This is a genomic window from Nitrospirota bacterium (genome assembly GCA_016212215.1).
Lineage (GTDB): Bacteria > Nitrospirota > 9FT-COMBO-42-15 > HDB-SIOI813 > HDB-SIOI813 > JACRGV01.
Genome location: JACRGV010000065.1, coordinates 1 through 2,914, shown reverse-complemented (window position 1 = coordinate 2,914; position 2,914 = coordinate 1). Strand labels below are relative to the sequence as shown.

Annotated in this window: 3 protein-coding genes; all 3 read left to right on the top strand. The window is 42.3% G+C overall.

Annotated elements, in window-relative coordinates:
- Window positions 1-225 (top strand): antitermination protein NusG (locus tag HZA08_06025; protein MBI5192984.1); only part of this gene is annotated, 225 nt, incomplete at its 5' end.
- A gap of 156 nt (window positions 226-381) precedes the next feature.
- A complete protein-coding gene (locus tag HZA08_06020; protein MBI5192983.1) occupies window positions 382-1,818 on the top strand; it encodes a mannose-1-phosphate guanylyltransferase/mannose-6-phosphate isomerase in 1,437 nt (478 codons plus the stop codon).
- On the top strand, window positions 1,815-2,914 hold a 1,100-nt coding region (gene gmd, locus HZA08_06015), incomplete at its 3' end, for a GDP-mannose 4,6-dehydratase (GenBank protein MBI5192982.1). The genes HZA08_06020 and gmd, both read left to right, overlap by 4 nt.

The following is a 2,914-nucleotide window of genomic DNA, read 5'->3' as shown; positions in this document are numbered from 1 at the left end:
GAACAGATAATTTCTTTAAAAAGACTTTTAGAAAGCAAAGAAGCCCTTGACCTCTATCCCTATCTTAAGGAAGGCCAGGGGGTCAGGATAAAAAATGGTCCACTTGCTGGTGTGGAAGGAATCCTCGTTGAGAAGTTAGGACAGCATATGCTCGTGCTTTCTGTGGATATTTTACGCCAGGGAGTAGCCGTAAAGATAGAAGCATCAAATGTTGAAACAGTTTAAAGTTAGAAGTTGAAAGTTAAAAGTTGAAACTCATAACTCTTAACTCATAACTCTAAACTCAATTGAGCCCTTGTAGGTTACCTACAATGTAACTGAAAGGGCGGAGCAGTGCAAAAACATGAAAATCTTAGTGGAAAAGATGAAGGCAGAGGTTCGATGAAGGCGATAATCCTCGCAGGCGGCAGCGGCACAAGGCTTTGGCCCCTGTCAAGAAAGAATTACCCGAAACAGTTTCTGAAGCTGAACAGCGGGCATTCTCTTTTACAGCAGACAATCATTAGACTTCTGCGGGCGGTGCCTGCTGAAGATATTATTCTGATGACGAACAGTGATTACAAATTCCACGTTCTATCAGACTTAAATTCTTTGTCTTTACCTTTGCCTATACATAATATTATCCTTGAGCCTGTTTCCAGAAATACAGCCCCTGCAATAGCACTTGGGATTAAATACTGCCTGGATAAATTAGACTGCAACGAAGAAGATGTAGTTTTCATCTCCCCTTCTGACCACATAATCAAGCCTGTTGATAAATTCATTAGATATTTAAAACAGGCGGAGGAGATCGCAAAGAAAGGTTATATAGTTACCTTCGGGATAAGACCCGACCGACCTGAGACGGGATACGGATACATTAAAGTGAGAAGTGAGAAGTCAGAAGTCAGAAGTCAGAAGTTTTTAGAAGTAGAGAGATTTGTAGAAAAGCCTGATGTTAAGACAGCTGCAAGATATGTAAGCAGAGGTAATTATTACTGGAACTCAGGGATGTTTGCATTCAGCATAGGCACGATGATAAAAGAATTCAAAAGATATGTTCCCGAAATAACTAAAATTGCATCTATGAATTTTAATGAGATGGCTGCAAGCTTCAATCAGATGCCTGAGATATCCATAGATTATGCTGTAATGGAAAAATCAGATAAAGTTGTGACACTGCCGCTTGATTTGTACTGGAACGACATAGGCTCATGGGATTCATTGTATGATATTTTTGATAAGGATAAGATGGGGAATATTAAGAAAGGCGACATTGTCGCGATAGATACCCAAAAGACAATGATACTTGGCAATAAGAGGCATATATCAACCATAGGAATAGAAGATTGTCTTGTAGTTGAGACAGAAGATGCCATACTTATTGCAAAAAGGGGAGAGGCGCAGAAAGTAAGGGATGTCGTAAATAAACTTAAAAAGGACAACAGGAAAGAGGCAGATGAACATGTCATGACATATAGACCCTGGGGAAGTTACACAGTGCTTGAAGTGGGACCCAGCTACAAGATAAAAAGACTAACGGTAAACCCTCGGGAGAGACTGAGCCTTCAGATGCATCACCGCAGGTCAGAGCACTGGGTGGTTGTAAAAGGAACCGCAAAAGTGACAATAGGTGACAGGGAGCTATTAATCCGTGAAAACGAATCTGCATATGTTCCGAAGTCAACGCTCCACAGACTTGAAAACCCTGGCAATGACCTTCTTGAAATAATTGAGGTTCAGAACGGAGATTATGTTGGAGAGGATGACATAGCGAGGTTTGATGACAAGTATGGAAGACAGGTTAAAAAAACAATATTTAAGGAGAAAAAATTGTGAAAAGGGCTTTTATTACAGGGATAACAGGGCAGGATGGTTCTTATCTGACTGAACTGCTTTTGTCAAAGGGCTATGAGGTTCACGGACTCATCCGCAGGGCAAGCACATTCAATACAGGGAGGATAGACCATATTTATACAGACCCGCATATCCCCGGGACAAATCTCTTCCTCCACTATGGAGACCTTTCTGATGCAGGCCAGCTTACAAATATTATCTATAATATCAAGCCTGATGAAGTTTATCATCTTGGAGCGCAGAGCCATGTAAGGGTGAGCTTTGATATGCCTGAATATACGGGGGATATAACAGCATTGGGCACAACAAGAATCCTTGAGGCAATAAGAAAAAGCGGGATAAAGGCAAAGTTTTATCAGGCGTCCTCTTCGGAGATGTTCGGCGCTACCCCTCCTCCACAGAATGAGAGCGCACCTTTTTATCCGCGGAGCCCTTATGCAGCAGCCAAGGTCTATGCCTACTGGATAACTGTCAATTACAGGGAAGGATACAATCTTTTTGCATGCAACGGCATACTTTTTAATCACGAATCCCCGAGAAGGGGTGAGACATTTGTAACAAGAAAGATTACGAGGGCAGTTGCAAATATTATTGCAGGGAAACAAAAAAGGCTCTATCTCGGCAATCTTGAATCAAAAAGAGACTGGGGGTTCGCTCCTGAATATGTGGTATGTCAGTGGCTGATGCTTCAGCAGGAAACGCCTGATGACTATGTGATCGGCACAGGGGAAAGCCATACAGTGAAAGAATTTCTGGAACAGGCATTCGGTTATGCCGGGGTTGATATTGAATGGAAAGGAAAAGGGGCAAATGAGAAAGGTATTGTACGTTCACTGTCAGGGGTATCAACCCTGAACACCGGAGATGTTATTATTGAGATTGACCCGCGTTATTTTCGTCCGACAGAGGTTAATTTTTTGCTTGCAGATGCCTCCAGGGCAAAGAAGAAACTTGGCTGGGAGCCGAAGGTTACTTTCAAGGAACTTGTCAGGATAATGGTTGATGCTGATATGGAAATGGTTGGTCTTGTCCCCAAGGGCGACGGGGAGAAGATATTGCAGCAAAAAGGAATAAACTG